This window comes from Rhodococcus sp. 008, from assembly GCF_001682295.1.
Lineage (GTDB): Bacteria > Actinomycetota > Actinomycetes > Mycobacteriales > Mycobacteriaceae > Rhodococcus_F > Rhodococcus_F qingshengii.
Map to the genome: position 1 here is coordinate 5,210,918 of NZ_CP012749.1, position 22,733 is coordinate 5,233,650.

The following is a 22,733-nucleotide window of genomic DNA, read 5'->3' on the forward strand; positions in this document are numbered from 1 at the left end:
GGCATGGACCGACGATTGCTTTCGCAGGTGAGTCTCGACGAGGCCGCCGCGGCGACCCGCACGGGCGACATCTGGATCTTCCGCGGAGAGTCGACGGCGGACCGGGCCATCCAGACGCTGACCAACAGCCCGGTCAACCACGTCGGAATGTCGGTCGTGATCGACGACCTCCCGCCGCTGATGTGGCATGCGGAACTCGGTCACTCGCTGCAGGACATGTGGACCGGACGCTTCCAGCGTGGTGTCCAACTGCACGATCTGCGATCGGCCGTTCAGGTTTGGGGCGCCAAGTACGGGCAGCGTGGATGGTTGCGCCAGCTCGACCACGAGATCACCCGGGAGCAGGAAGACGCTCTGCTCGAGACGATCGCGCGGCTGGACGGTACGCCTTTCCCGTCGACGGCCAAGCTTGCTTCGCGCTGGTTCGGCGGCCGAATCCCGAAGCTGCGCAAGAAGTCCGACGTATCGGCAGTAGCCGTCGAGAGCGCCTACTGCGCCGAAGTGGTTGCCAAGACCTATGAAGCGATGGGTCTGCTCGTCGGTAATCGTCGTGTCAACTGGTTCGACCCGGGCAAGTTCTGGAGTGGAGATCAGTTGCCCCTCGCGCCGGGAGTTGCGCTCGGTGACGAGATCTCGGTATCACTGAGTGCACGTGACCTCGAGGCCGGACGCAATCCCGCCGGGTACTCACAAGGTTCGTGACGGCTCGGCGACGACGCGGCCGCCGACTTCGAGCCAACCTTCCGGAGAGAAGGTCGTGTGAAGGACCGATCCGCGTCCCTGGGTGATGAGCAATGATTTCCTCAATCGGTCCGTGATGCGCAGCGCTGCAGATCCGGTCGCCTCGTCCTCGGCGATTCCCATCACCGGTGCGAACATGCGTGCGCGGATGGCAGCTTCGAGCTTGTCCTGCCATGCCCACAGATACGAATGATCCGCCTCGTAGTCGGACGGATCTGCGTCGATGACGTCGTCCACCGTGTCCATCGGATAGATCGCGAATTCCGGTGCCCATTCGGCACGCGCGCGTACCCACGTCAAAGCGCCGGATTGGCGGACGTCGACACTGCCGGCAGGAACGTCGAGGGCGCTCACGCGACGGCCCTGTTCGCCCAGCCACCACGTGGCACCGACGGTCGGGTGTCCGGCGAAGGGGAGTTCTGCTGCCGGAGTGAAGATCTGGACCCGCGCACGCGAGGCGCCGTCATCCGGAACGTCGATGAAGATGGTCTCGCTGTAGTCGAGTTCCTTCGCGACGGCTTGTCGATCCGATTCTGCAACCGTGGACGCGTCGACGATTCCCAGCGGATTCCCGTGCTTGCCGTTCTCGTCCGTGAAGACCCGGACCACACTCACCTCGATACCCATCGGTCCACCCTAGCGCGCGAAAAGCCCTCCCCACCTTCACGGTGGGGAGGGCTCGTCGAACTGCACTCAGGTCCGAGTGATCAGACCTGTGCGGCAGAGAGGATCTCGTTGGCTTCGACAGCCTGTGCGACGCCCGCGACGATGGAACCGGCGCGGATCGCTTCGAAGATGACCTCGCGGTCGACACCTTCCTGGCGGAGGGTGTTCTCGTGAGCTTCGAGGCAGTGGTTGCAGCCGTTGATCGCGGACACTGCAAGCGACCACAATTCGAAGTCGGCCTTGTCGACGCCCGGGTTGCCGATGATGTTCATCCGCAGGCCGGCACGAAGGTCGTCGTACTTACCGTCGAGGTAGCCCTTGGTGCGGTAGAAGACGTTGTTCATGCCCATGATCGACGCTGCGCCGAGAGCGGCGTTGTATGCCTCTGCCGACAGGTTGTCGGCAGCCTCGGAAGCAATCTCCTTGAGCGTGGACGCAGACTTGGTGGCTGCGGCCGTTGCGAGGAGCGTTCCCCACAACTGCTGCTCGTTCAGGACCGTCGTGCGCGCAATGGAACTCAGGTTGAGCTTGAGGTCCTTCGCGTACTCGGGAAGCGAGTTCTTGAGGTTCTCGACGCTCATACTCAGACGCTCGCAGTCAGGAGCTCGCCGGCGTTGATGGTCGGGTCGCCCTTCTTCCAGTTGCATGCGCACAGCTCGTCGCTCTGGAGAGCGTCGAGGACGCGGAGAACCTCGTCGACGTTACGGCCGACGGAACCGGCTGTGACGGAGACGAACTGGATCTCGTTGTTGGGGTCGACGATGAACGTCGCGCGGTCTGCAACGCCGTCGGCGTTGAGGACGCCGGTGGCCTCGGCAAGCTCGCGCTTGAGGTCCGAGAGCATCGGGAAGGGGAGGGTCTTGAGCTCTTCGTGCTGTGCACGCCACTGGAAGTGCACGAACTCGTTGTCGACGGAAGCGCCGAGAACCTGAGCGTCACGGTCTGCGAACTCTTCGTTGAGCTTGCCGAATGCAGCAATCTCGGTGGGGCACACGAAGGTGAAGTCCTTGGGCCAGAAGAAGACGATGCGCCACTTGCCTGCGTAGTCGTCACTGGTGACGGTGGTGAAGTAGTCATCGGGCTGCTGGGCATCGACCTTGGACAGGTCGCCGCCGATGACAGCCGTGAGGTTGTAAGCGGGGAACTGGTCGCCGATTGTGAGCAGAGCCATGTGTCTCATTCTCCTACGTGTCTCGTGAACAGGAATTTCTTGCGCACACGATCCGGCTGTTCGGACTGTGACGGCCGAACGTGCTGGATCGAGAGGGTTTGTCACCGTCAGCGGGTCGGACGGTTTCGACTGGAGTGTCGAGGTTGTGACCGGCGCTTTTTGGTATGAGTCCATTCTGCATCAAACCGTTCAAAAGGTAAAGGTGATGGGTGGCACTACACTGATAGGCATGTCTGATCAGACTTATCAACCTTCCTTGTCACAGCTGCGTGCCTTCGTGTCGGTCGCCGAGTATCGGCATTTCGGTACTGCCGCAGCGCGTTCCGGTGTGAGCCAACCCACACTGTCGCAGGCGCTGGCAGCTCTAGAGGCGGGGCTGGGAGTCAGACTGATCGAACGCAGTACCCGGCGTGTGCTCGTGACCGCGGACGGACAGCGCTTGCTCGGTCAGGCCAAGCAGATTCTCGAAGCTGCCGACGGTTTCGTCGCGAGCGCGGCCGGCTCCGGCGACTCTCTGACCGGACCGCTACGCATCGGGTTGATCCCGACCGTTGCGCCCTACATTCTTCCGGGGTTGTTGCCGGAGCTGCGCGAGAAGTTGCCGTCGTTGGCGCCGCAAATAGTCGAGGATCAAACGGCGCGCCTACTCGATGCACTGCGATCGGGAGCGCTCGACGTCGCGGTGTTGGCGCTTCCTGCCGGAACACCTGGCCTGGTGGAAGTTCCTGTGTACGAAGAGGATTTTGTGATGGTCGTGCCGAACGATCATTCCTTGGCCGGACGTGTCGATCTCACGGCGGACGTGCTCGACGCGCTGCCGTTGCTCTTGCTCGACGACGGCCACTGCCTGCGTGACCAGACGTTGGATCTGTGCCGTTCGGTAGACGCCCATCCGCTTGCCGGCGACACGCGGGCTACCTCTCTCGCGACAGTCGTGCAATGTGTGGCCGGGGGACTCGGGGTGACTTTGGTCCCGGAATCGGCTGTTGCAGTGGAGGTTCGACGCGGGGACTTGTCGACGGCGCGTTTCGCTTCGCCAGCTCCAGGTCGCACGATCGGCGTCGTGTTCCGCTCGTCGAGTGGCCGAGCAGAAGGATTCCGTCAGCTGGCCGAGCTGGTCCGTTCGGTCAGCCCGACGGTTCCTCGATGACGTAACTCGTTCGACGTCGACGTGAAAGCTAGTCGAGAGAGCCTTCTTTCACGGCAATGACCGCTCCGGGATTGAGAATTCCCAGCGGGTCGAGCGCATCCTTGACCTTGCGATTGAGGGCCATGACGTCTTCACCCAACTGTGACGGCAGCCAGTCGCGCTTGAGTCGACCCACCCCGTGTTCGCCGGTGATCGTGCCGCCGAGCGCGATGGCGAGATCCATCACCCGTCCGAATGCGATCTGTGCGCGTTCGGACATGTCCGGGTCTGCGGGGTCGAAGACGATGAGCGGGTGGGTGTTTCCGTCTCCGGCGTGCGCCACCGTGCAGATCAGGACGTCGAGGTCGTCTGCGATGGCTTCGACCCCGGTTACCAGCTGGGGGAGTGCGCGCATGGGAACGCCCACGTCTTCGAGAAGCAGACTTCCCATCGCGAGCACGGCCGGGAACACCGCTCGCCGTGCCGCCGCAAAAGCGTCACCTTCGGCCTGGTCATCGGTGGCGAATACTTCGGTGGCTCCGTTGTTTTCGCACGCCTGAACAATCGTCTCGATTTCCAGCACGCCTGCCGCGCCGGGTGCGTCGGACTGCGCGAGCAGTAGTGCGTGAGCCTTGCGGTTCAGACCCATGCGTACCGAATCCTCGACAGCATTGATACTGGCGTGATCCATGAACTCGAGCATCGCCGGACGCATGTTGCTGGTGATCGCCAAGACCGCGTCGGCAGCTTCTTGTACCGAGTCGAACGACGCGACGACGGTTGATGCGGGCGGCTGCGCGGGAATCAAACGCAACGTGATTTCCGTGATGATGCCGAGAGTGCCCTCGCTGCCCACGAACAGTTTGGTGAGTGAGAGTCCGGCGACGTCCTTGAGAAGGGGACCTCCGAGGCTGACAGCTGTACCGTCCGCCAGCACGACCCGGAGTCCGAGAACGTAGTCGGTGGTAACTCCGTACTTGACGCAGCAGAGCCCGCCGGCGTTGGTGGCTGCATTGCCGCCGATGGAACAGATCTCGAAGGACGACGGGTCAGGTGGGTACCAGAGTCCGTGCTCTGCGGCGGCTTTCTTGACCTCCGCATTCATCAAGCCGGGCTGAGTAACCGCCACCCGGGCGACCGGGTCGATCGTGATCTGTCGCATTCGCTCGGTGCTGACCACGATGCAACCGTCGACGGCGCTGGATCCACCGGAAAGGCCCGAGCCGGCACCTCTGGGAACCACCGGAACGCGGTGGGCGGTTGCCCATCGCATCACGGTTTGGATGTCTTCGGTGCACGTAGCGCGAACCACGGCAGCTGGACGGCCGGCGGTCGGGTCGGCGGCCCAGTCCTGGCGGTAGCCCGCGGTCACGTCCGGATCCAGCAGGACGGCTCCCTCGGGGAGTGCCGCTACCAATTCGTCGAGGGCTGAAGAACTCGCGGGAGTCATACTCTCATCATGCTCGACGGAGTTCGACGATGCGCCAATTCGCGAGACCACAGCCCGAGTCTGTCGCGCCTGATCAGTTCAGCGTTGTCCGGCAGCGATCCTCCGAGTTGCCAGTTGAAGCCCTAGCGGCCCTTCTGCTTTCCGGAGAACCGGCCACCCGAACTCTTGGTCCCACCGGACTTCCCGCTGCCTGATTTGCCGCCCGCCTTGGCCTTACCGGAACCGGCGTTGCGTCCGGATATGTTCTTCGCGGTGCCGGCGCCCTTAGCTTTCTGCCCGTTCTTGGCAGCTTCTGCGCGACGCTCGCGGGCCGCGATCTTGGCCTTGACGGAGCCCTTGATCTTCTCTGCCGGCTCGCCGTTCCGTCCGCGGGAACTCTGTGCCGTTCGGCCCCGCACGATGCCGATCAGTTCCTCGACCAGATCTGTGGTCTTGGACTCCATCCATGCCAAAGCCACAGGAGCCTCGGGCGCACCGTCCACCGGACGGAAGGTCAGGTCCTTGCGATGGTGGAACCGCGCCAGCGAATGGGGAACCACGACAACTCCGACGCCGGCGGCCACCAACTCGATGGCGTCGGCGATGGTCGCTGGTCGCTCGGCGGCGGTCTTTCCGGGACGGGTCGGCCAGTCGAGTCTGTCGTCGAGAGGATCGAGCACTATCTCGTCGGCCAGATCGTCGACGGAAATCTGATCGACAGTAGTGAATACGTGATCTTTCGGTACCACCACCACCGGGGTTTCCGCGTACAGCGAGATGGCGCTGATGCCGGTCCGGTCGATCGGCAGTCGAACCAAACCTGCATCTGCTTCACCGGCGCGAAGTGCAGCTTCGAGTTCGAGAACCGGGAACTGAACAAGTTCCAGACGCACCTCGGGGAGCCGCTCGTGCCACACCCGGACCCACTTGGTGGGCGTCACCCCCGGGGCGTACGCGAGTCGAAAAATTGCCTGACTATCCGCGTCTGTCACCAGGCAAGGCTACCGCCTTGGTAAAAGCACCCGTATCGGCTGGTTACTCTTGTTGCATGACGTCGAACAAAACTCCCCAGACGATGAAGCCGACGACGGCTGCCAAGAAGCTGGGTGTGTACCTGGAAGCAACACCTGCGCAGTTCCAGGAAGGCGACGTGACTCGTGACGAGCTGACCGCTCTGCAGACCGATCCGCCGGAGTGGCTGCTGGAGCTGCGACGCACCGGACCGCACCCTCGCCCGGTCATCGCAGCCAAGCTGGGCGTATCGATCGCCGGCCTGGCCCGCGGCGGCGTCGAAGAAGCACTCACCACGGATCAGATCGCCGCACTCCTCGAAGAGAAGCCCGAATGGCTCGAAAAGGAACGCGCTGTTCAGGCCGAGGTGCGGGCCGAGAACGTTCGCATCAAGGAAAAGCGCGCTGCTCGCCGCAACCAGCCGCGGAAGGCTCGTAGGGGCTGACGCCCCCTGTGCGCCTTTTTGGTAGCGCCGACTACCAGAAAGGCGCACAGGCGCTAGCCTTCTACGACGCTCAGCTCGTCGAACACGATTTCACCCGCGGCATCCGATTCCGGGATGTCGACGACGGCAAGCAGTGCCCATCCGTGATCGCCCTCCGGATCCTCGAGCACCTGCCGCACCCGCCAGAACTCACCCTCTTCGGTGACCTGGAAGAGCGCCGGCCCGCGCGCCGATGGCCCGGTTCCGATTGTTGCGTACTCCTCGAAGTACGGGAGTAGTTGCTCCTCCCACTCGGCGGCGTCGATACCGTCCTCGAGGTTTTCCAGCTCATTCCACTGCCGACGCGACGCGAGGTCGATGCGTCGGAACATCGCATTGCGCACCATGACGCGGAATGCGCGCGGGTTCGCCGAGATGGGACGGGGAATGTCGGCGCCGATCGCAACCTCTTCCGTATCTGCCTCGGCTCCGGGGTCGGTGAGTGACTCCCATTCGTCGAGCAGGCTCGAGTCGACCTGACGGATCAGCTCGCCCAACCACTCGATGATGTCTTCGAGTTCCTCGGTGCGCGCTTCCGTCGGGACGGTTTGTCGCAGCGCGCGGTAGGCGTCGGCGAGGTAGCGCAGGACGAGGCCCTCGGACCGGGTGAGTCCGTAATGGCTGATCAACTCGGCAAACGTCATGGCGCGTTCGATCATGTCGCGCACCACGGACTTGGGGGAGAGGGCGAACTCGGTGATCCACGGGTGGCCACCCCGGTACATTTCGAAAGCCGGGAACAGCAAGTCCGACAACGGTTTCGGCCACGTAACCTCTTCGAGGAGTTCCATGCGCTCCTCGTACTCGATGCCGTCGGCCTTCATCTGCGCAACCGCTTCGCCACGAGCGAAGTGCTGCTGCGCCATCAGAACCTGACGCGGATCGTCGAGCGTCGACTCGATGATCGAGACGACATCGAGTGCGTAACTGTCGGATTCGACGTCGAGAAGTTCGAATGCCGCCAAGGCGAACGGTGAGAGTGGCTGGTTCAAGGCGAAGTCGCGTTGCAGGTCCATCGTCAACCGAGCCATGCGGCCGTACTCGTCGGGTTCGTCGAGGCGTTCCACGATGCCGGCGCTGAGCAATCCGCGATACAGCGAGATCGCTTTGAGGATGTGCTTGCGCTGCGCCGGACGCGATTCGTGGTTGTCCTCCAACAGGTGCCGCATCGCGTCGAAGCAGTTACCCGGGCGGGCAATGACATTGAGCAGCATCGAGTTGCTGACCGAGAATCGCGACACCAACGGCTCGGGCGAGGCCGCGACCAAGCGATCGAACGTCGCTTCGCTCCAGGACACAAACCCCTCGGGAGCCTTCTTGCGTTGAATCTTCTTGATCTTCTTCGGATCGTCGCCGGCCTTGGCGACTGCCCGCAGATTCTCTACTTCGTGTTCCGGTGCCTGTACGACGACGGTGCCCATCGTGTCGTAGCCTGCACGACCCGCGCGACCGGCGATCTGATGGAACTCGCGGGCTTTCAGATGTCGAGTACGGACACCGTCGTACTTGGCCAGACCCGTGAGCAGCACCGTGCGGATCGGGACGTTGATGCCGACGCCGAGGGTGTCGGTACCGCAAATCACCTTGAGAAGCCCGTCCTGTGCGAGAACTTCGATGAGCCGTCGGTACTTGGGCAGCATGCCCGCATGGTGAACGCCGATGCCGTGCCGAACCAGGCGGGAGAGTGTTTTTCCGAACCCGGTGGTGAAGCGGAAACCACCCAGCGCCTCGGCGATCGCTTCCTTCTCTTCTTTGGAACAGAAATTGACGCTCGTCAGTGCCTGGGCGCGTTCGAGGGCGGCGGCCTGCGTGAAATGCACGATGTAGACGGGGGACTGGTTGGTGGTCACCAGATCTTCGATGGTTTCGCCGACCGGCGTGGTCGCGTACGAGAACATCAAAGGCACGGGGCGTTCTGTGCCGGAGACGACGGTGGTGGGTTTCCCGGTACGCCGCGTCAGATCTTCGGAGAAGAAGTCGACTTCACCGAGAGTTGCCGACATCAACAGGAACTGGGCGTGCGGCAACTCGATGAGCGGAACCTGCCACGCCCAACCTCGATCGGGTTCGGAGTAGAAGTGGAACTCGTCCATCACGACCTGGCCGATATCGGAGTTCGGGCCCTCGCGCAGTGCAAGATTCGCGACGATTTCGGCCGTCGCACAAATGATCGGCGCCGACGAGTTCACGGCGGCGTCGCCGGTCATCATGCCGACGTTCTCGGCACCGAAGACCTCACACAGTGCAAAGAACTTCTCGCTCACGAGCGCCTTGATCGGCGCTGTGTAATAGGTGCGCTTGCCGAGCGACATCGCATAGAAATGCGCGCCGATCGCCACCATCGACTTGCCTGACCCGGTCGGCGTCGCAAGGATCACGTTTGCACCCGAGACCAACTCCATGACGGCCTCTTCTTGGGCCGGGTAGAGCGTCAAACCTCGTTCGATGGTCCACGAAGAGAAGGCGTCGAAAACGGAATCAGGATCCGCGTTGTCGGGGAGAAGTTCCGTCAGCAGCACTCGTACAGGCTAGCCGCAACCGTGGATCAGGTTGCGCTTCGCTCGTCCGAGCCCATGGCGTCGAGCACAGCCATGCGGGTGGACGACGTTCCGGTGATGGTGTTCTCGCCGACCCCGGAGATCAGCATGTGGCGCCAGCGAGCCTCGTCGAAGACGAGTGGTGCGGTGCTGGAAAGAAAATCTTCGACGATCTGCAGGAAACGCATCGGATCGTCGCGGAACGGGAAGTGGCCCGAGCCGCGGAAGACTTCGAGGCGTGAGTTCGGCATCGCCGCGTGCGCGAGATGAGCGTGGGAGACGGGAATGACGGAGTCGTCGTCGCCCCAGATCAGTTGAACCGGCAGATTCTCGGTCAGATAACAGCGGTCGAGCATCGTGACCACCTGTCCGCGCCAGTCCACGACGGCCCGCAGCGTACGAAGGTAGGCCTCGTAGGCCGTGGGGTCGGGGAGATCAGCGAGCACGCGAATCAGGTCCGGTGTGTCATGCAACATGGTGCCGGGACGCAGATTTGAACCGTGAACTACGCCGGCAAGGTTCCCGGCCATCCGGACGAGCGGCATCGCACCAGGTATCCGGAGCAGCTTTACCACCTCGTTGACCACCGGAACGGACATGAGGCGCAGCAGCGGATGGACGTCCTTGGTGACGCCACCGGCCGAGACCAGCACGAGGCGATCCACCATGTGTGGGAATTGGTAGGAGAACTGCATCGCTACGCCGCCGCCGAGCGAGTGCCCGATGACGGTGACGTGCTCGATGCCGAGCGTCGACAGAAGATCCCGCATGCCGTTGGCGTACGCGGCTACCGAGTAATCCGCGCGTGGCTTGTCGGAACGGCCGTGACCCAACAGGTCAGGTGCGATGACCGTGTACTTCTTGGCGAGGTGGGGAATGATCTCGGTCCACGTCGACGAGTTGTCGCCGATTCCGTGCAGGAGCAGTACCGCCGGACCCTCGCCGGCTATCCGAAATGCGCGTCGGTAGCCGTGAATCGTCCGGAACATCATCCGCGGTTCCTCGTCGGGGACCGGTCGGAGCTGACGGTTCCGTGGTCTGCTCATGTCGCCTCCTGGCTCGGCGTGTGACCACGTTGACTGTCTGCTCCAGTTGTTGAGCCGTCAACGAAAATCACACAGAGTTTGAGGCTATCCGACGGATGTGTCCTGAACAACAGCCCAGGTAACGGAGGGGTTGCGGAATGCGCACAATGTCGAATTATGCGCCCCGCCCGTCACATTTTCGTCAGTTGTCGCCTCGATCGAGGTCTCCAGCTGAGCCGAAGTCGTCATTTCCCGCCTGTTCGGCCAGGAACTTTTCGAACTCTGCGCCGATCTCGTCACCGCTGGGAAGGTCGGCCTCGCCGGCCAGAAGGGACGACTGTTGTTCCTGAGCGGCGACAAAAGTGTCGTATTGACGCTCCAAAGCGTGGACTACAGTCTGAACTTCTTCGTTCCCGGCTATGTGCTCGTTAACCTGTTCCCGAACGCGCGCCGCGGCCTCACCCAGTGCCACCAAGGGCAACTCCAGATCCGAAACCTCGGAAACGTTTTCGAGCAAAGTTTCTGCGGCGCCCGGGTAGTCCGTTTGCGCGAGGTAGTGGGGGACATGCACCGAAAAGCCCATCGCCTCGTGCCCGTGCTGAGACATACGAAGCTCGAGCAGTGATGATGCGCTGCCGGGAACCTGCAGTTCACCTGACCAACGCTGATGGTCCTGGATCAGGTCCTTGTTGGTCGAATGTGCTGTCACACCGAGCGGTCGGGTGTGCGGGATTGCCATCGGAATCGCGTTGAGCCCGATGGTTCGACGCACTCCCAACTGTTCGGACAACAGTCGAACAGCTGTGGTGAACCGCTCCCACTTGAGGTCCGGTTCCATCCCGGCAAGCAGCAGGAACGGCGTGCCGGCCGTATCGCGCAGTGCGTACAGATTGAGCGCCGGAGCGTCGTAATCGGAGAAATGATCGGCCTTGAACGTCATCGTCGGTCGACGCGAGCGGTAGTCGATCAGCTCGTCGACAGCAAACGACGCGACAAGCTCGGTCTCGAGGCTTTCGCGCAGATGCGTCGTCGCCAACTTCACGGCGTGACCGGCGTCGGAGTAACCCTCGAGTCCGTGAATCAGGATCGGTCCCTGGCCGTCGGCAGCCGCCAACTGGGGCGCCGGAAATTCCAGCTCGTACATCCTCGACTGTTCGTCCATCGCAGTCCCCTTCGCTCTTCGGTCTTGATCTCAAGTGTCCACTATCGGCGCACGCTCGACAGCATCGGAGTCAGGTGCCCGACAGCACTGGATCAGACGTTCATCGGTAAGAACACCGAGTCGGTGACCGATCATTCCCGATCCGACGAGACGGGCGTTCGCCGAGAGCGAAGCTGAGCGGTATTTTTCGACACTTGGCCTGGGCGTTCGCTAGATGTCGGGTGCGCGGCTTCGGACATGGCAGAGTGGAACACAAGGTCGGCACGGCCGATTTGTCCGAAATGGATTGGTCGATTGTCGGGATCGGTCGAGTGCGGAGGCTTACATGCGGGTGTGTCCACGATCGTCCAGGCGAGTGGCCGCATGCTCACTTGCTGCGGTGGCCGCCGTTGCACTACTCGCGGGCTGCTCCGGGTCGGTCCAAGGAGCACCCGTTCCGGACTCCGCGCCGGCGACTGCCGGTGCGACCGACAGCGGCACGGCGGCGCCGAGTACGACGGCTGCACCCAAATCCTCGACGCCGAAATCCACCTCTCCGAAAACGGCGGCACCGCTGTCCGAACTGCTGCTGACTCCCGAGGAATTCCCCGAGCCCTTCGGCGCTGTTGTGCTGCCCCCGCAAGCCGTTCCGATGGCAGCGCCGGATCTAGTCGGCGTCCCGCGCGGTGCCACCGTCGATCCGTCCGAATGTGAGCCACCGGAACAGGATTACGGTCCGAACGGGACCGTGATGGCGGTCGGGACCGACAACGCGACGAGGGCAACGATTTCGGTCGAACTCACGAAGGTCGATGCACCACTGGACGAGTTGGAAGCGCAAACTCGGCAGTGCCCGTCCATGACTGTCACTGCGAACGGCGTCACTACGGCAGTGACGACGGAAATTCTTCCGCCGTCGCCGATCGATGCCGACAAGACGATGTCACTTCGCCGCACTGTCGTGTCCCCCAAGGCCACAGCCGGTGATCAGACGATGCTGACCTTGATCGCGCAGGTCGGCGACGTACGGGTGGCGACAACACTGATGACGTTCGGTTCTGCGACGCCCTCGACGGCACCGCTGGATCAAGCGTTCACCGCAGCCGTGCAGAAGGTCAAAGCAGGCAAGTGATTTCACAGCACACAGGTCCGACAAGTAGCGGAGCTGCTCGGTGCGGCGCGGTACTTGGTCCCCAACAAATGCGGTAATCCACAGACGAGTTGGACGCAGCTGTTTTCCCTGCTCGAGCAGACGGTCGGGTCAGGGTGATCAGCGACGGTGTGTGCATGACGACATCACCTCTTCCGGGAGAATTCGAATTCTCCGACGACGACCTTGCCGCCCTTCTCGGATGCGTCGAACGCGTCTCCGATCCAGGCGAATTGATCGCGGCAATACCCGCACTCCTGGGCTTCCATCCGTCCAACTCTGTGGTTGCGCTGTCTCTGATGGGCGCCTCCGCCTCGACGCTCGGACCAGTGATGCGGCACGACTACTTTCCCAGTGTCAGGGGAAAGCCCGCGAGGCAGATGAGCGCGGCGCTGCGCCAGTTCGCCGCCGTCTGTGACGGGGAAGGCGCGCGTGCGGTCGTTCTCGTGGTGATCACCGATTGCTCGGCGGCTGAAACTCTGATCGATGAAACCATCGAGCTGGCCGAGGTATTCGAAGACATGCTCGGCGGAACCTGCGTCGAGCTGGCCGACGTATTGTGCACGGCCGCAATAGAATCTGGCCAGCCGTGGACGAGCGTCATGCGTTCGATTCACCGCGGCACCCTGCCAGACCCGGCATCTTCGTCGGTTGCAGCAGCACAGGTGTTGGGCGGGAGGGTCATTCGCCGTTCGCGTGAGGAACTGGTCCGGTGGGTACACGGCGCCGCTCGCAATCACGACACGATTGCCCGACTGATCGCGAGCCGACGAGAGTCGAGCGCGCACAGTGGAGGACCGAGCGGTGAAACCGCAGTTCAGCGCCGGATCGATCTGGTGTTGGAACATGTCCGCCGTGTCGAGGCAGGCGCTCACTGCCCTGACCCGCAGGAATGCGCCGATCTGGTGGTCGCTTTGACGGACGTACGCGTGCGCGACGTGGTGCTGGGATTGGCGATCACGTCCGTTGCGGCACATGCTGAGCAATTGTGGCTCGTGCTCACCCATGAAGTCCCGTTGCCCGAACGAGCTTGGCCGGCAACACTTCTCGGCTTCTTTGCATACGTGCGTGGCGACGGACCTCTGGCAGGTGTTGCGCTGTCGGCCGCGCTGTCGGCCGATTCGGAACACACCTTGGCGGGATTGCTGGATCTATCGCTGCAATCCGGTATGCGCCCCGACGGAATCCGTGACCTCGCGGCCGTCGGATTGTCCATCGGGGAATCGCTCGGAATCACCGGCTTGCCGCCGGCACTGCCGAATGGAAGCTAGCGAGCAGCGTGTGAGCGGTCGCCCAGATCCTGGAGGAACTGCCATGCGTCGGCGACGATGACGTCGAGATCGGTACGCGTGGGCGTCCAACCGAGCTCGGTAATCGCCTTGTCGCTCGATGCGATCAGTACTGCCGGATCACCCAGCCGTCGTGACGCGTCCTCGACGTTGATCGGCAGGCCGGTGACCCGCGCACAGGCGGCGATCACCTCGCGCACGCTGAAGCCGGCACCGCTTCCGAGGTTGTAGATGCGGTGCTCGCCGGGAACCGAGGATTCGAGCGCCAGTAGATGTGCTTCGGCGAGGTCCAGCACGTGGATGTAGTCGCGTACCGCGGTTCCGTCCGGCGTGGGCCAGTCGGTTCCGAAGACCGAGATCTTGTCCCGCTGCTCGAGTGCGACCTGAAGGACGAGCGGAATCAGGTGGGTTTCGATCACCCGGTTCTCACCGGCGGACTTGTACGCGCCCGCGACGTTGAAGTAGCGCAAGCTCGTCGCACCGAGGCCGTGAGCGATCGAGTACGAGGTGATCGCATGATCGATCGCGAGCTTGGTCGCGCCGTACGGATTGGTGGGGCGGGTCGGAGCGGTCTCCACGATCGGGGACTGCTCCGGTTCGCCGTACGTTGCGGCGGTGGACGAGAACACGAGGCGCGGAGTACCGGAGACACGGATCGCCTCGAGCAACTCGATGGTCGTGACGACGTTTCCGCGCCAGTACTTTTCGGGGTGCAGCACCGATTCGCCGACCAGCGACTGCGCCGCGAAGTGAAGCACACCGTCGAAAACCGGTGAACCCGCACTGCCGAGGACGTCGGCGGCAAGCGCTCCCACGTCTCCTTCGATGAACTCGGCACCGGCAGGCACCGCGTCGGCATTTCCGGTGGAGAGGTCGTCGATGACGACAACCTCGTGTCCACGCTCGAGCAACACAGTGCTGCACACACTGCCGACGTAACCGGCGCCGCCGGTGACCAGGAGTTTCATCTACTTCCTCAGACCTGCTTGACCTGAACGGCGTGAGCCATTTCCTCGGACAGGTCGAACCCGCTGTGACCCGGCACGATGATCGTCACCGAGCCCGGACGGGTTTCGACCGTCACCCTGGCGTCGGGAACGACGCCGGCGTCACGCAGCTGCGCGATCACCTCGGGATCGGACTGCACGTGCTCGGCCAGTCGCCGAACGACCACAGCTGTCTGTGCGCCGTGCGGAATATCGGTCAGGCGCACCAATGTTTCGGTGGTGGCAACCGGGCCGTCGAGTCCCAACTGGTCCAAGCCCGGAATCGGGTTGCCGTAGGGCGACGTCGTGGGGTTGTTCAGAACGACGACGAGCCGACGCTCGACCTCCTCGCTCATCACGTGCTCCCAACGGCATGCCTCGGCATGTACGTCTTCCCATTTGAGACCGATGACGTCCACCAGCAGGCGCTCTGCCAACCGGTGCTTACGCATGACAGAGATCGCGAGATCGCGACCCTTGTCGGTGAGTTCCAGATGTCGATCGCCGGCGACCATCAGCAAGCCGTCACGCTCCATACGCGCAACAGTCTGGCTGACGGTGGGTCCGCTCTGTTCGAGCCGTTCGGCGATCCGCGCCCGGAGTGGGACTACGCCCTCTTCTTCCAAGTCGTAGATCGTCCGGAGATACATCTCCGTGGTGTCGACTAGATCCTTCACACTCAACCCCTTCGTCAGTTGATCATTCTACCGTTCAGTTCGTGGTTCCGGTGCCGCCTCCACCGCGGCGAGTCCAGCGCGTGTCCGAATTGGATTCGTGTCACTCGATCTCGGTCTCCGAAGCGGGCCACGAGTGTGGTGTGCAGCACGAAACGAGAAGGAAGTAGCGTGATCCCATGACCGCGTCGATCAGATCTGACGGGGACCCCGCGGCGTCTCGAGCGAATCGAGTCGTGGTGTGGAGTCCGGAGTACCTGAGCTATCGGTGGAGCGCCGATCACCCGATGAATCCCACTCGCCTCGATCTCACGATGGCACTCTCGCGAAGCCTCGGACTTCTCGAGGGCATCGAATTTCTCGAACCGAGTGCCGCGTCCGATGCCGACCTCCTCAGAATCCACACACCGGCATATCTTGCAGCGGTCAAAGACGCGGGTAACTCTGCGAACAACGGTGTGAGCGGCCAGGATGTTCCCCACGGGCTCGGTACCGAGGACAACCCGGTCTTCCCGCACATGCACGAAGCCAGTGCGATCCTCGCCGGCGGCTCGCTGGCCGCAGCGCAGGAAATCGCTTCGGGACGAACGAGGCGCGCGGTCAGCATCGGCGGCGGCATGCACCACGCGATGGCGGATTGGGCCTCTGGATTCTGCGTCTACAACGATGCGGCGGTTGCGATTTCGTGGCTGCTCGACAACGGCTACGACCGCATCGCCTACATCGACGTCGACGCTCACCACGGCGACGGAGTGCAACATGCGTTTCTCGGGGACCCGCGGGTGCTCACGGTCTCGCTGCATCAGCACCCGGCAACCTTGTGGCCGAACACCGGATGGTCGAGCGAAGTCGGCGACGGGGCCGCCGAAGGTACGGCGGTGAACATCCCGGTGCTGCCCGGAACCGTCGACGCGTTGTGGCTGCGTGCATTTCACGCCGTCGTCCCGGGAGCCATTGCAGCCTTCCGCCCGCAGATCATCATCAGCCAGTGCGGAGTCGACTCGCACCGCGAGGACCCGCTCGCGGATCTCGCCCTCACCGTCGACGGTCAGCGCGCCGCGTTTTTGGCGATGCGTGACCTCGCCGACCGCTACTCCGAGGGGCGGTGGCTGGCAGTCGGAGGCGGGGGATACGGACTGGTGCGCGTCGTGCCGAGGGCATGGACTCACTTGATCGCTGCAGCGCTCGATCGCGAGATCGACGTCGACACCGCTGTCCCGGAAGACTGGAAGGAATCGACGAAGCTGCGAGCGCCGAGCGTCGACCTCCCGCCGACCATGGGGGACGGCGGCGATGTCGCCTACACGCCGTGGGACGGCCCGGGTGGTACACCGGAGACAGGTGTCGCCTCGGTGGACCGTGCACTCACCCGTATCGACTCGGCGATCATCGCGACACGTCGCGCTTCGTTCCCGCTACTCGGACTCGACCCGGAGGATCCCCGTGACTGAACAGTCCGATACCGTAGCTGCCGGCGGCGAGGCGAGCGGCCAGGCGCCGAAGACCGACCCCGCTCACACCTATCCCCATTCCTGGGTAGTCGATGTTCTCGCCTCCGACGGCGGAGCGGTGGCGTTGCGACCCATCGTTCCCGAAGACGCGGACAAGCTCGTCGAATTCCACGGCAAACTCTCCGAGCGCACCCGGTATCTGCGCTACTTCGGCCCGTACCCCACGATGTCGGCGCGCGACGTCAAGAACTTCACGACGGTCGACCACCACAACCGCGTGGCGTTCGTGATGATGCTCGGCGACGAGATCATCGCGGTGGGTCGATACGAGCGACTGCTCGACGTCGGTGACGGAAAGTCTGCCGAGGTCGCCTTCGTCGTCGCCGACGCACACCAGGGGCGCGGCCTCGGCCCGATCCTGCTCGAGTACCTGGCAGCGGCAGCGGCCGAGAACGGTCTGACGATGTTCGTCGCCGAGGTCCTCTCCGAGAACCGCAACATGGTGACGGTGTTCCGTGAGGCGGGGTATCAGGTGAGCCGCTCTTTCGACGGTGGCGTGCTGAGACTCGAATTCGCGATCGACCCGACGGAAGCGCTTGTTTCAGTACGTAATTCGCGTGAGCGGGCAGCTGAGGCCCGCAGCATGGGAAACGTGCTCAGCCCGCGATCGGTGGCGGTGATCGGCGCATCAGCGGACCCGGCCAAAGTGGGTAACGCGGTGTTGACCAACCTGCTGCGCGGCGGATTCACCGGACCGGTCTATCCCGTCAACGCAGAGCATCGTTCGGTACACGGCGTTCGGGCATATCCGACGGTTCGTGACATCCCCGACGACGTCGATCTCGCCGTCGTGGCTGTACCTGCAGAATCGATCAATTCGGTACTTGACGACTGCCTCGACAAGGGCGTCAAAGCGCTGGTGGTCGTCTCGTCGGGCTTCAGTGAGAGTGGTCCGGACGGGCGCTCGTCCGAACGCAAACTGGTCCATGCAGCGCGCGCTCACGGTATGCGCCTCATCGGCCCGAATGCGCTGGGTGTCGCGAACAACGACCCGGCGATTTCGTTGAATGCGACGCTCGCGCCGGTCTTGCCGGTGGCAGGCAACGTCGGCTTCTTCTGTCAGTCCGGCGCGCTCGGTATCGCCATTCTCGACGAAGCCGCTCGCAGCCGAATCGGATTGTCCGCCTTCGTTTCCGCCGGTAACCGTGCGGACGTCTCGGGTAACGACCTTCTGCAGTACTGGGATTCCGACCAGTCCACCGAAGTGGTCCTTCTCTATCTGGAGAGCTTCGGCAACCCACGGAAGTTCTCTCGCATCGCGCGTCGAGTTGCGCGGAAGAAGCCGATCGTCGCAGTGAAGAGCGGTCGGCACGCGGTTCCGCCGGTGCTCGCCGCCACCGGAGTCGAGATCGACGATTCGATCGTCCGCGCCCTCTTCGAACAGGCGGGCGTCATTCAGGTCGGGTCCATTTCACAATTGTTCGACTGCGCCTTGCTCTTCGGATACCAACCGTTGCCCGCCGGCCCACGGCTTGCGGTCATCGGCAACTCGACCGCGCTCGGTGTCCTTGCTGCGGACGCGGCCCGCAGTGAAGGTCTGCAGGTCAGCGACCCGGTCGACCTCGGCGCCCAGGCGAGTCCGGAACTCTTCGCCACTGCCGTGCGCGACGCTTTGGCGTCGTTCGACGTCGATGCCGTCATCGCCGTCTTCGTTCCCCCGGTTGCCATTCCGGTCGAGCCGTTCGCGAAAGCACTCAAGGACGCCGTCGCAGGCTCGGACAAGCCGATTCTCACCACGTTCCTCGCAGCTGAGGGTGTGCCGGACGTCCTGGCAGTTCGTGACGAAGTCGGTAACCCGACCCGCGGTTCGGTGCCGTCCTACCCGGGGCCGGAGCGTGCCGCCCTGGCGTTGGCGAGGGCTTGGCGATATGCGGAGTGGCGCAGCAAGCCTGCGTCGAAGGTGGTTCGTCCCGTGGGTATCGACTCCGAGCGAGCCCAGAAGATGGTGGCAGATTGGCTTGAAAACTCTCCTGGCCGTTGGCTTTCAGATGTGGAAGCGGCGGCGCTGCTCGAGTGTTACGGGGTCGCCGTCGTCGAATTCCGTTCGGTCCTGAGCGAAGACGAAGCAGTAGAGGCAGCGGATGCTGTCGGCTACCCGGTCGCGGTCAAGGCAACCGGCGAAATGTGGCGACACCGACCGGATCTGGGCGGCGTCAGGCTGGATCTGAGTGGACCGGAATCGGTGCGCCTCGCTTACCGAGATCTTGCGGCCGCGTCGGGTGAACCGCTGCTGCACGTGCAGAAAATGGCAACCAAGGGCATCGGATGTGTGGTTGGTGTCCAAGACGACCCGTCGTTCGGTTCGCTGATCTCGTTCGGGCTTGCCGGCGTGATCTCCGATCTCCTCGGTGACCGTGCCTATCGCGTACTGCCTCTCACCGAGGACGCTGCTACGGAATTGATCGACGCGCCCAAGGCCGCGCCGCTTCTCTCCGGATACCGCAACGCCGTTCCGGTCAACAAGGGTGCGTTGGTTGATCTGGTCCAGCGCATCTCGGCGCTGGCCGACGACATTCCCGAAGTCCGCGAACTGGCCTGTGAGCCGGTACTCGCTTCGGCTACCGGCGCGGAGATCACCGATTCACGTGTCCGAATCGGACCTGAGCCGAGCGCAATCGACCTGGGGCCCAGGCGGCTGCGGTAGACACAGCGAACAACACCGGCCACCGCACATTCCCGAGGGGGAGGGAAGTAGCAGTGGCCGGTGCTTTGTGCGGTGCGTCAGCGCGAGTGGTGTGGCGCGCTGACGCACGTGCTGTGTTGTTTGATCAGCTCGCGTAGGACCGCAGTTTCTCGGCGCGATCACCGACGCGGAGCTTGCCCATGACCTCACGCTCGATCTGACGAACCCGCTCACGCGAGAGGCCGAAGAGCTTGCCGATCTGATCGAGGGTGCGGGGCTGGCCGTCGTCGAGACCGTAGCGAAGTCGGATGACCTGCTGCTCCCGCTCGTCGAGCGTCCCGAGCACGCTGCGCACATCGCTGTGCAGCAGACCGGCGATGACGGCGTTCTCGGCCGAGGTCGCCTCGGAGTCTTCGATGAAATCGCCCAAGGGCGCTTCTTCGTCGTTGCCCACAGGCATGTCCAGGCTTACCGGGTCGCGGCTGTGGTCGAGCAGGTCGGCAATCTTGTGCGCCGGGATGCCCGACTCTTCGGCCAACTCGTCGTCCGTGGCTTCTCGCCCGAGCTGCTGGTGCAGTTCGCGCTTGATGCGGGCGAGCTTGTTGACCTGCTCCACGAGGTGGACTGGGAGCCGGATGGTGCGGCTCTGATCAGCCATTCCGCGGGTGATCGCCTGACGGATCCACCAGGTGGCGTACGTCGAGAACTTGAAGCCCTTGGCGTAGTCGAACTTCTCCATCGCACGGATGAGTCCGAGGTTGCCTTCTTGAATCAGATCGAGGAGCGGCATGCCGCGGCCGGTGTAGCGCTTGGCCAGCGACACGACGAGTCGCAGGTTCGCTTCCAGGAGGTGGCTACGTGCCGACTGTCCCTCGCGAACGATCGTTGCGAGATCCCTCTTCTTGGCGACTGTCAGGCGCTTTCCCGTGGCAAGGACGTGGCTGGCGTACAGCCCCGCTTCGATTCGCTTCGCCAGTTCGACCTCGTCTGCTGCTGTCAGCAGTGCAGTACGACCGATCCCGTTCAGGTAGACGCGGACCAGGTCTGCGGCCGGGCTCTGGGCGTCCAGATCTGCGGCGCTCGGACGAATGCGAGTAGTGGTGCTGGGGCTTGTCATGACTTGCCTCCCTATCGGCGGTCTCTCACACAGTTCAACGTGTGAGAGTTCCGGGAAAGTTCCCGTGCCGATTTCCGCTAAATCGCCGTGACCTGCAGTTATTTCCCAGTCGTCCTGAGAAGTTGCTGAGAACACAAAAATCTGCAACTCACCGGGAACTCAGTTCGTGACGGGAAGCACCAACCCGTGTCGAACCAGCGAGACCATCATTGTGACGACGGCCTCACGTAGCTGGTTCGGGTCTTCGCCGTTCGCCGCGGCAAGAAGTTCGATCAATTCGTCGACCACCAGTCCATCCGCTCGGAGTCCGGCCAACAGCGCAGCACCGAGCTCGTCGATCTCGTGCTGCCAGTGCGGTCCGTTGCCGCGGTGCACACGCGTGACCACTTGTTGCCATCCCTCGTCACCGGGGAGGTAGACGCGTTCGAGAGCCGTGTCCGGATCGAGGACGAAGCGTTCCTCGAGGACGTCGTGTTCACGCAACCAGGCAAGACGGTCGAAGTAAGCGAGCGCCTCGGCCCCGAGCGGGTCCGAGAAGCCGTGCATGAGGTCCTCGGCCATCAGGTCGGCGGGGGAGTCGGTGCGGCGAAGGAACACGAAACCGAAGCCGACGCCCTCGACATCGGATTCTTCGAGGTGATCCAGCCAGGCGTTTGCTCTCGATGCCGTTTCCGGATCTCGCGGATCCTGCCCGCCGTCCTTGAGCCACGTGCCGACGTACAGAGCCGGATCCGCGACATCGCGCTGGACCACCCAGGCATCGACGCCGTGGGCCGGCAGCCATGACGCGATCCGCGACCGCCAGTCCTGCCCTTCGACGTGCACCCAGGACGCCAACAGAGCTGCCGTGCCGCCGGGGTTCAGGTAGTCGATCGATTGCGAGATCATCAATTCGCTCGCACCGTCGAGATCGAGGCCGGAATCGCGGTACGTGTGATGGACGCGTGCCTCGCCGACGACAAACGGCGGATTGGCGACCACCTGGTCGAAGGTTCGACCCTCGACGGGTTCGAACCAGGACCCTTGAAGGAGTTCGACGTCCAGTCCGTTGAGGGCCATGGTTGCTGCCGTGAGGTCGACAGCGCGTTGATTGATGTCGGTTGCGGTGACCGAATCGGCGTACGTGTTCGCGTGCAGGGCTTGGATGCCGCATCCCGTACCGAGGTCGAGCACGCTGCCGACCCTCGCGGTGGGCGTGGCCTGCAGCAAGGACAGTGACGCATGCCCGACGCCCAGCACATGATCGGCCGTGGCCTTCTTGGGGCGGATTCCGCCGTCGAGATCCGAGATCACCCAACGATCGCCGTCGCCGACGTCGATGGGGCGAAGATCCACCGCGGCCCGCACGAGCGGATTCTCACTGTCGAAGTTCTCACCTTCGAGCAGACCGGCGTCGACGCACTGCGCGATTGTCAGCGGAGCCAGCGCCGCGGCGACGTCGCCCGCCGGGCAGTCATCGGCGAGAAGGAACAGTCTGATGAGAACGCCCAGGTCCCCGAGTTCTCGGGTGGCGCGGCGCACGGGCACCGGCTCACTTCGGCCGAGAGCAGCGTGAACTTCGGGACCCAACGCCTCGAGCATGGTTCCGGTGTCGAATCGATTGCGAAGCAGAGCCTCACGCAGCGCAGGGGTGATGGACAGGAGCGTTTCGCTTCTCACCCCGTCATTCTCGCAGGCGGAACTTGTCAGCCTTCGATGGTGTGGTGCGTCGCGGATTCGATCTCGCCTGCGGTCTTCTTTCGTCCGTCGTATCGACTCGGTTCGTCCTTGGTGCGCGGTGGTCGGTCGTTGGCGATCAGGACGGCGATCCAGGGAAGCGGAATGGATGCACCGATGATGAGCATCGAGATCCAGGCGTTGGCCCAGATGCCGTACGCGATCGCCGCGAGGATCAACGCCGGGAACCGGAAGGACATGATGATCATGTACTTGCGCACTCGGGCTTTGTGCTGTTCTTCGACGGACTGCTGCGCTTCGGTGATCAGTACGGGATTGTCGGGAGTCCCGGCCTCGTCGGACCTGCCGAACGCGCCATTTCGTGCCATGACT

Annotated in this window: 20 protein-coding genes; 7 read left to right on the forward strand and 13 right to left on the reverse strand. The window is 63.3% G+C overall.

The window, feature by feature from the left end; translation table 11 throughout:
* Positions 1-3 precede the first annotated feature (3 nt).
* Positions 4-702, forward strand: coding sequence for a hypothetical protein (locus AOT96_RS24245; RefSeq protein WP_030536898.1), 699 nt, complete (start codon positions 4-6; stop codon positions 700-702).
* On the opposite strand, the gene AOT96_RS24250 is transcribed toward AOT96_RS24245, so the two are convergent.
* The 3 genes from AOT96_RS24250 to AOT96_RS24260 all read right to left on the reverse strand — a co-directional run bounded on the left by AOT96_RS24250 (position 688) and on the right by AOT96_RS24260 (position 2,578).
* Positions 688-1,368 carry a PhzF family phenazine biosynthesis protein gene (locus AOT96_RS24250; RefSeq protein ID WP_003942237.1) on the reverse strand — a complete coding sequence of 227 codons (681 nt, stop codon included), beginning with the start codon at positions 1,366-1,368 and terminating at the stop codon, positions 688-690. The genes AOT96_RS24245 and AOT96_RS24250 overlap by 15 nt on opposite strands.
* Before the next feature lie 80 nt (positions 1,369-1,448).
* Entirely contained in the window at positions 1,449-1,988 is a 540-nt protein-coding gene (locus tag AOT96_RS24255) for a carboxymuconolactone decarboxylase family protein (protein WP_003942122.1), read from the reverse strand.
* Positions 1,989-1,990: 2 nt separating this feature from the next.
* Positions 1,991-2,578 carry a peroxiredoxin gene (locus AOT96_RS24260; protein ID WP_003942119.1) on the reverse strand — a complete coding sequence of 196 codons (588 nt, stop codon included), beginning with the start codon at positions 2,576-2,578 and terminating at the stop codon, positions 1,991-1,993.
* 229 nt (positions 2,579-2,807) lie between these two features.
* Between AOT96_RS24260 and AOT96_RS24265 the strand changes: the two genes are divergently transcribed.
* On the forward strand, positions 2,808-3,728 hold the full coding sequence (locus AOT96_RS24265; RefSeq protein WP_030536897.1) for a hydrogen peroxide-inducible genes activator: 921 nt from the start codon (positions 2,808-2,810) through the stop codon (positions 3,726-3,728).
* Between the two features lie 28 nt (positions 3,729-3,756).
* On the opposite strand, the gene AOT96_RS24270 is transcribed toward AOT96_RS24265, so the two are convergent.
* Both AOT96_RS24270 and AOT96_RS24275 read right to left on the reverse strand, forming a co-directional pair.
* Positions 3,757-5,157, reverse strand: coding sequence for an FAD-binding oxidoreductase (locus AOT96_RS24270; RefSeq protein WP_030536896.1), 1,401 nt, complete (start codon positions 5,155-5,157; stop codon positions 3,757-3,759).
* Positions 5,158-5,279: 122 nt separating this feature from the next.
* A complete protein-coding gene (locus tag AOT96_RS24275) occupies positions 5,280-6,128 on the reverse strand; it encodes a LysR substrate-binding domain-containing protein (protein WP_003942255.1) in 849 nt (282 codons plus the stop codon).
* A gap of 56 nt (positions 6,129-6,184) precedes the next feature.
* Between AOT96_RS24275 and AOT96_RS24280 the strand changes: the two genes are divergently transcribed.
* Complete coding sequence (locus tag AOT96_RS24280; RefSeq protein WP_007732807.1) at positions 6,185-6,592, forward strand: DUF5997 family protein; 408 nt, start codon at positions 6,185-6,187, stop codon at positions 6,590-6,592.
* A 53-nt stretch (positions 6,593-6,645) separates the two neighbouring features.
* Here the strand turns inward: AOT96_RS24280 and AOT96_RS24285 are convergent, their stop codons facing one another.
* The 3 genes from AOT96_RS24285 to AOT96_RS24295 form a co-directional block, all read right to left on the reverse strand.
* The gene (locus AOT96_RS24285) at positions 6,646-9,150 is read right to left on the reverse strand and encodes a DEAD/DEAH box helicase (RefSeq protein WP_065352415.1); all 2,505 of its coding nucleotides are present in this window, start codon (positions 9,148-9,150) and stop codon (positions 6,646-6,648) included.
* Positions 9,151-9,176: 26 nt separating this feature from the next.
* A complete protein-coding gene (locus AOT96_RS24290; RefSeq protein ID WP_007732813.1) occupies positions 9,177-10,214 on the reverse strand; it encodes an alpha/beta fold hydrolase in 1,038 nt (345 codons plus the stop codon).
* 181 nt (positions 10,215-10,395) lie between these two features.
* Positions 10,396-11,355 (reverse strand): proteasome assembly chaperone family protein, encoded by a 960-nt coding sequence (locus tag AOT96_RS24295; protein WP_003942198.1) that lies wholly within the window; start codon positions 11,353-11,355, stop codon positions 10,396-10,398.
* A gap of 355 nt (positions 11,356-11,710) precedes the next feature.
* Between AOT96_RS24295 and AOT96_RS24300 the strand changes: the two genes are divergently transcribed.
* Positions 11,711-12,466 (forward strand): sensor domain-containing protein, encoded by a 756-nt coding sequence (locus AOT96_RS24300; RefSeq protein WP_007732815.1) that lies wholly within the window; start codon positions 11,711-11,713, stop codon positions 12,464-12,466.
* Between the two features lie 155 nt (positions 12,467-12,621).
* Positions 12,622-13,755: a DUF4192 domain-containing protein gene (locus tag AOT96_RS24305; RefSeq protein ID WP_039973312.1), complete on the forward strand. Its 1,134-nt coding sequence runs from the start codon at positions 12,622-12,624 to the stop codon at positions 13,753-13,755.
* Here AOT96_RS24305 and galE read toward each other — a convergent pair.
* The gene (galE, locus tag AOT96_RS24310) at positions 13,752-14,741 is read right to left on the reverse strand and encodes a UDP-glucose 4-epimerase GalE (RefSeq protein WP_007732821.1); all 990 of its coding nucleotides are present in this window, start codon (positions 14,739-14,741) and stop codon (positions 13,752-13,754) included. The genes AOT96_RS24305 and galE overlap by 4 nt on opposite strands.
* Positions 14,742-14,749: 8 nt before the next feature.
* Positions 14,750-15,436 (reverse strand): metal-dependent transcriptional regulator, encoded by a 687-nt coding sequence (locus AOT96_RS24315; RefSeq protein ID WP_003942150.1) that lies wholly within the window; start codon positions 15,434-15,436, stop codon positions 14,750-14,752.
* A 176-nt stretch (positions 15,437-15,612) separates the two neighbouring features.
* Between AOT96_RS24315 and AOT96_RS24320 the strand changes: the two genes are divergently transcribed.
* Both AOT96_RS24320 and AOT96_RS24325 read left to right on the forward strand, forming a co-directional pair.
* A complete protein-coding gene (locus AOT96_RS24320; RefSeq protein ID WP_003942159.1) occupies positions 15,613-16,884 on the forward strand; it encodes an acetoin utilization protein AcuC in 1,272 nt (423 codons plus the stop codon).
* A complete protein-coding gene (locus tag AOT96_RS24325; RefSeq protein ID WP_007732826.1) occupies positions 16,877-19,588 on the forward strand; it encodes a bifunctional acetate--CoA ligase family protein/GNAT family N-acetyltransferase in 2,712 nt (903 codons plus the stop codon). Before AOT96_RS24320 ends, AOT96_RS24325 begins: the two co-directional genes overlap by 8 nt.
* A 124-nt stretch (positions 19,589-19,712) precedes the next feature.
* On the opposite strand, the gene AOT96_RS24330 is transcribed toward AOT96_RS24325, so the two are convergent.
* The 3 genes from AOT96_RS24330 to AOT96_RS24340 all read right to left on the reverse strand — a co-directional run bounded on the left by AOT96_RS24330 (position 19,713) and on the right by AOT96_RS24340 (position 22,729).
* Positions 19,713-20,684, reverse strand: a complete 972-nt coding sequence (locus AOT96_RS24330) for a sigma-70 family RNA polymerase sigma factor (RefSeq protein WP_003942639.1) — start codon at positions 20,682-20,684, stop codon at positions 19,713-19,715.
* Between the two features lie 159 nt (positions 20,685-20,843).
* Positions 20,844-22,343 carry a DUF7782 domain-containing protein gene (locus AOT96_RS24335; RefSeq protein WP_030536892.1) on the reverse strand — a complete coding sequence of 500 codons (1,500 nt, stop codon included), beginning with the start codon at positions 22,341-22,343 and terminating at the stop codon, positions 20,844-20,846.
* Positions 22,344-22,369: 26 nt separating this feature from the next.
* Entirely contained in the window at positions 22,370-22,729 is a 360-nt protein-coding gene (locus AOT96_RS24340) for a DUF3099 domain-containing protein (RefSeq protein WP_003942638.1), read from the reverse strand.
* Positions 22,730-22,733 lie beyond the last annotated feature (4 nt).